Source organism: Microcystis sp. LE19-8.1F, from assembly GCF_027531715.1.
Classification (GTDB): Bacteria; Cyanobacteriota; Cyanobacteriia; order Cyanobacteriales; family Microcystaceae; genus Microcystis; species Microcystis wesenbergii_A.
Genome location: NZ_JAPZSO010000001.1, coordinates 44,345 through 50,734 on the forward strand (window position 1 = coordinate 44,345; position 6,390 = coordinate 50,734).

A 6,390-nucleotide genomic window follows, 5' to 3' on the forward strand; every position below is an offset into this window, starting at 1 on the left:
CCAAATATATCTCGACTTTCCCAACTCCGGTGCAGTCTTAACGAGTAATTTAGTGGCCCCAGCAGCTTAAAACTGCCGACCACAATGATTCTGCTTCTTGTAACGTAATTCCAGCAGTAGGAATAAGACTACGAAGCGTACCTTTTACCACGTCCGTTGAGAACAGGAAGAGCAGAGGACATGATTAGGCCATTACCTCTACTTGACAAGTTTCAATCGTGAGCGGTAGTCCACGTTCTGCACGAACTTCAAGGCAAGCGATAATCGCATCTCTGATATTTTCTAGAGCTTCTGCTCTCGTTTGACCTTGGCTGACACAACCCGGAATACTGGGGCATTCTACAACCCAAACCCCATCCTCGTCACGGTCAAGTGTTAAAGTCAACTTCATAACTTCTCACTATAATCTCGCAGGTTATATTTTACCTATTAGGGCCTGAGTTGGTTAAGCGGCGATCGCTAATTCTTGCTAAACAGCATACAGAATCAGGGTTTTGAAGAAAAGCGGAAAGGAAGATAAGGAAATTATATCTCTACTGCCGAAAGTCGTCCCTCTACCGGTTCAAATTCGTCCTCTAATAGCCAATTTTCCGCTTCCTCGTAACTCGCACCAGTAAATACCACCTGATAACCCTCAGAGGGATCGTACACGCGATAGTTTCCTGAAGATTCAGCGAGTAAAAGCAAGATATAGGGAGGAGATATCAGCGTATCGATCCAAACCTCGGCAAAATTCCAATTATTATCGGCTAGGTTGGCTGCAGGGGATAACGTGATAGCGGTTTTCTGCATCGATCTAATTTTTTCTAGAATGGGGAGAAAAGTAATTGCCATCGATTCATGATTCAGAGTATCTCGTCCTCTTGGTTGTCTGAGTATTCCTCGGCAGTTGCCGCAGGAATTTGCGCTATTTTAGTCTTTTTTGGTTGGTTATGCCTACACCTTAATCTGATCGGCCCGGCTTTTATCCTACTAGCGATCGCCTATGTGGTGGGAGGATACGAGAGTACCCAAGCAGGATTGACGACTTTATGGGAGGAAAAAGAACTGGATGTGGACCTGTTAATGATTGTAGCGGCGTTAGGGGCGGCGATTTTGGGACTCTGGGATAGTAATTACTATCTAATCATCGATGGAGCCGTTTTAATCCTGATTTTCGCTATTAGTGGCGCATTAGAACAGATTGCCATGGCGAAAACCGATCGCAATATTCGTTCTCTCATGGCCATGACTCCCGATACTGCTAGATTAATCACGGGAGACAGGGAAAAAGAGGTTCCTATCAAGCAATTACGGATCGGTGACACAGTTTTAGTCAAACCGGGCGAATTAATCCCCATTGACGGCATTATTATGGAGGGAAACAGTCCCATTAATCAAGCGCCAATTACCGGAGAATCGCTTCCCGTGGATAAAACCATCGGGGAAGAAGTCTTTGCGGGAACTCTCAACGGTGCGGGAGTGCTACGTTTAAAGGTGGAAACTCCCCCCGAAAGTCGCTTAATTGAGAGGGTGATTCGTTTGGTAGAAAAAGCACAAAATGAATCCCCTCCCTCCCAACAGTTTATCGAAGGTTTCGAGCGGGGTTATGCGAAAATTATCGTGATTTTGGGCTTAATTTTCGGGATTTTACCGCCTTTTCTCTGGGGTTGGACCTGGGAAACCACTATCTATCGGGCCTTAATTTTTCTCGTGGTGGCTTCTCCCTGTGCTTTAATGGCCTCAATTATGCCAGCTTTGTTATCGGGTATCGCTAACGGGGCAAAACAGGGGATTTTATTCAAAAATGGCGCAAGATTGGAGATGATCGGCCGCATACGAGCGATCGCTTTTGATAAAACCGGCACTCTCACCCTCGGTAAGTTGCAAGTGGTGGAAATTATCCCTATCCATGCAGTCAGCGAAAATGAGGTGTTAGCGGTGGCTGCATCCCTAGAATCCTGTTCGGAACATCCCATCGGATCCGCTATTACCGCCACAGCCAGGGAACGTGGTATAAATTTCTTCAGTGCTAATCAGGTGCAAGCGGTATCAGGACGGGGTATCACGGGAAAAATTGCCGATAAGTCGGTATCTGTGGGCAATTTTGCCTATATTCGTGACCATATTACTGATCTTGACCAGAATATCTTAGCTATCCGCGAACGTTTACAAAAAGAAGGTAAAACCCTCGTCTGGGTAGTACAAGAGAATCAAATAATCGGTGCGATCGCTGTGGCCGATACCCTGCGGGAATCGGCAGTTAATCTGGTGAAGCAGCTAAAAAAGATCGGTATCGAACATATCGTTTTAATTACGGGTGATAATCAACAAAGTGCCGATAAAGTCGCTGAAAAACTCGGTATTGAGGAGGTTTACGCTGATTTACTGCCCGAAGATAAGTTAACCGTTATCCAAAATCTGCAAAAAAAATATCACACTGTCGCTATGGTGGGGGATGGCATTAATGACGCGCCCGCTTTAGCCATGGCTAATGTGGGGATTGCCATGGGAAAAGCTGGTAGTGATGTGGCCTTGGAAACGGCCGATATTATCCTTATGTCCGATAATTTAGCCAAAATTCCCAGCGCAATTAACCTTGGTCGTCGTGCCAATCGCATCGTTAAACAGAATATCACCTTCGCCCTCGCGTTTATCGGCATATTGCTAATAGCCAATTTTGCCGGTGATATAACTTTACCTCTAGGTGTTATCGGTCATGAAGGATCGACGGTATTAGTGACTCTAAGCGGTTTAAGATTGTTCAAATAGGGATAAAAATACAGAGAACTATGGGCGAAATCCAGGCAATCCGAGGCACAAAAGATATTTTACCGGCGGAGGTCGGTTACTGGCAGTGGTTAGAGGAAACTGCCAGCAGAATTTTAGGGACTGCGCTGTATCAAGAGATACGAACTCCCATTTTTGAACAGACGCAACTTTTTGAACGGGGTATCGGGGAAGCGACGGACGTGGTAGGTAAAGAAATGTACACTTTCCTTGATCGCGGTCAACGTTCCCTGACTTTGCGACCAGAGGGAACGGCTGGGGTCGTTCGCGCCTATATTGAACACAAATTACAGGCCGCCGGAGGAGTACAAAGACTCTGGTATAAGGGGCCGATGTTTCGTTATGAACGTCCGCAAGCGGGTAGGCAGCGACAGTTTCATCAAATTGGGGTCGAATTGTTGGGAAGTGATGATCCTAGGGCGGATGTGGAAGTAATTACCCTTGCCAGCGAGATATTAAAAGCTGTGGGGCTAGAAAACCTAAAATTAGATATTAATTCCCTGGGAAATGCCCAAGATAGGCAAAATTATCGTCAGGCCCTGCTAGATTATTTGACTCCCTACAAAACTGATTTAGACGCGGATTCTCAACAGAGATTAGAAAAAAATCCCCTGCGAATTTTGGATAGTAAGGACGAGAAAACCAAGATTATCTGTAAGAATGCCCCCAGTATTCTTGAACACCTCGGCAGTGATTCTCAAAAGCATTTTGAACGGGTGCAATCTTTACTAACCGATTTGGGAGTTATCTATAATCTTAATCCCTGTTTAGTGCGAGGATTGGACTATTACACCCATACGGCCTTTGAAATTCAGTCCGATGATTTAGGCGCTCAAGCTACGGTTTGCGGTGGTGGTCGTTATGATGGTTTAATAGCTCAATTAGGCGGACCAGACACACCAGCAGTGGGTTGGGCGATCGGTTTAGAACGTCTGATTATATTATTACAACAAAAGCAATCTTTATCTTTTTTGGTTCCCGATTTTTATCTCGTCTCCAAAGGAGAAAAAGCTGAGGCACGCAGTGCGGTATTAGCGCAGCAATTACGCGGATTGGGGTTTAGCGTCGAGTTAGACTTAAGCGGCAGCGCTTTCGGAAAACAATTTAAACGGGCCGATCGAGCTAAGGCCGTGGGCTGTATAATTTTGGGGGATGCTGAGGCTGAAAATGGCACGGTACAACTGAAATGGATGGCCACCCAAGAACAAATTAGTCTAACCCAAGCGGATTTATTGACACAAGCAAGGGAATTAAAAGCGCAAATCTCTCGGCACAAATCCTAAGTTTTAGCGTCATGGCCAAACATTAGGCCTAGGCTAAGATTATGGAATTTATACTGCAAAAACAAGGGGAGAATCACGGAAGCACAATTTCTACTAATTCTCTAGAAATTGTCTCGGGAAACTATCGTCTCTTGGCCCGTCTGGATTCTCCTTTTGTCAATATCGAAGTGCGTATCGATTACGAATCTCCCGAAAGTAGTGAACGATATACCCATTATTATCGATCGGATGCTGGGGGGTGGCTGGAAATTTTTTCCTATCGAGATTTGGGAATAGGTAGCTGGAAAATTCGCTGTTATGGGGATATTCTGGCAGAATTGGGGGGGCAAGGTTGGCAAGAAATGTTAACTTTAATTGTTACTCCTGTTAAGATCAATTATCTGGCTCAATTAGAACAGTTAATTAAAACCGAAATTGAACCTTTATTAGCACGAGAATACTCTCCAGAAATGGTAAAATTAGAACTGGCCGATTTAACCAATAATTCCGCCTTTGTTTTTGATTTATGCCTACCAGAGGAAACAATGATTGCTAGAGAAGGGGTAACTCTAGAACTGCCGGAACCTGCTAATATGAAAAAGAGCCTTCAAAGTTTATCTAATCGCAATTCTACACCCCTACCCCCGAAAATATCCGGTTCTAATTCTCGCCGAAAATCACCGCAACTGCCCCCAATTCCTAAAAGTAAATAACCTTTCGCAATTCTGCACCCCTACCTCCGAAAATATCTGGTTCTAATTATCTCAGGGACTTTTTCCCTGAAAATTAGGTAATTGACCAGATGAAAATCGGTAAAACCCTACACCCTACACCCTACACCCTGCCCCCAGAAAAAACTTTTTCAGCAAACCCTATGTAATGATGAGGTGAGGCAGCAACTTAAACCTAAGATTTTTTCAAGAACTTCTGACGAACTCGCGAGATTAACAGGTCTAATTCTGGTAACTTCAATAACATCGCACCGAGGAGGAATAAACCCACCGCTACGGTCGAAGCAAAACCCAACTGTAACAATTGTAAGAAAATATTACCAGCACCGAAAACCTTTTCCCAACCCCAACTAGCACCCCAACTAGCAACACCAGAAAGTATTGTAATTACCGTTAATCCCAATAAGGATAAACCCCATTCTCCCAAGGGTAAACCCCCTAAACGACGATTTAAAATTACCGTAAAAATGCCCATAGAAAGGATATTAACCCCCACGGTTGCTAAAACAATCCCCGGAGTACCAAAAGGTTTATACAAGAGGAAATCCAGCACACCATTAAGAAAAATATTCACCATACTCACCTTAAAGGGAGTGTCACCATCACCCAAAGCATAGAACACTCGTACTAAAACATCGCGGCCAAGATAGAAAAACATCCCGAAACCGTAGGCCATTAATACGGGAACCACCTGTTCCGAGGCAGCCAGATTAAAGGCACCCCGTTGATAGATAACCCGAACTACCGGGAAAGCGAGGGCGATAAAGATAGCCGTGAAGGGTAACATGGTTAAAGCCGTCAATAATAAACCCTGACGGATTCTTTGCTTCAATTCTCCCCAATTTTCCGGTTCCGTCAGTCGAGAAAATATCGGCATAAACGGCACGAGAATCATGTTAGACATGATGCCCAAGGGCGTGAGAACGATAAAACTGGCGTAACGCATGGAAGCGGCAGCATTTTCGATAAAAGAAGCGAAAAAGAGGTCGGTATAAACGTTAATATGCAACATTCCTGAAGATAAGGTCGCTGGAATCATCACCCGCAACACCTCCGACACCCCCGGAATCCGCCAATCCCAACGAAATGTTAATTTTCCTAAACCTGACTTGACTTGTGCGCCCACTTGTGCTAACCATTGCCAGAGCGCCCCGACGAGAGTACCGCCGGCGAGGACAAAACCCCCTAGTTGAATGTATTGCGGATTATCAATGCGATCGCCAAGTAGCCAGGCCAGCAAACCCACCCCGATAATTACCGCCACACTGGAAAAAAGCGGACTGAGACTCGGTAGCCAGTATTGGTCTGCCGCGTTGAGAGTACCGAAACCAATGCCGATTAAACCCGCTAAAACCGCCATGGGGGCCATAATTTGCAGTTGTTGAATGGCCATGCTGCGGGTGGCGGCATCTAAACCGGGAGCGAGAACATCGATAAAAATATTGGCAAAAACGATTAAAAAGACAGTGACAGCTAATAAAATCGCGCTGACTAGGGTGGTAATAGTCTCGACAATCGGCGCGGACTCGGATTTATCTCTTTTGGCCAAAACACTGACCAAAGCGCTGTGAAAAGGGCCGTTAATACCACCGAGGAGAATTAACAGAAAACCGGGGATAACGTAGGCA

The 6,390-nt window shown here is 45.1% G+C and carries 6 protein-coding genes; 3 read left to right on the forward strand and 3 right to left on the reverse strand.

Going from position 1 to position 6,390, the window contains the following annotated elements; all coding sequences use genetic code 11:
* Nucleotides 1-184: 184 nt before the first annotated feature.
* Nucleotides 185-391 (reverse strand): type II toxin-antitoxin system HicB family antitoxin, encoded by a 207-nt coding sequence (locus O9334_RS00230; RefSeq protein ID WP_287998259.1) that lies wholly within the window; start codon nt 389-391, stop codon nt 185-187.
* A 134-nt stretch (nt 392-525) separates the two neighbouring features.
* Nucleotides 526-834 (reverse strand): hypothetical protein, encoded by a 309-nt coding sequence (locus O9334_RS00235; protein WP_287998263.1) that lies wholly within the window; start codon nt 832-834, stop codon nt 526-528.
* A gap of 6 nt (nt 835-840) precedes the next feature.
* On the opposite strand from O9334_RS00235, the gene O9334_RS00240 reads away from it, so the two are divergent.
* From O9334_RS00240 to O9334_RS00250, 3 genes are read left to right on the forward strand one after another with little or no spacing between them, the layout of a single operon-like run.
* A complete protein-coding gene (locus tag O9334_RS00240; RefSeq protein ID WP_287998268.1) occupies nt 841-2,751 on the forward strand; it encodes a heavy metal translocating P-type ATPase in 1,911 nt (636 codons plus the stop codon).
* 20 nt (nt 2,752-2,771) lie between these two features.
* Complete coding sequence (gene hisS, locus O9334_RS00245; RefSeq protein ID WP_287998271.1) at nt 2,772-4,052, forward strand: histidine--tRNA ligase; 1,281 nt, start codon at nt 2,772-2,774, stop codon at nt 4,050-4,052.
* 41 nt (nt 4,053-4,093) lie between these two features.
* The gene (locus O9334_RS00250; protein WP_287998274.1) at nt 4,094-4,744 is read left to right on the forward strand and encodes a hypothetical protein; all 651 of its coding nucleotides are present in this window, start codon (nt 4,094-4,096) and stop codon (nt 4,742-4,744) included.
* A gap of 193 nt (nt 4,745-4,937) precedes the next feature.
* Here O9334_RS00250 and murJ read toward each other — a convergent pair.
* Nucleotides 4,938-6,390: murein biosynthesis integral membrane protein MurJ (gene murJ / locus O9334_RS00255; RefSeq protein WP_287998277.1), on the reverse strand; the 1,453-nt coding region annotated here is incomplete at its 5' end.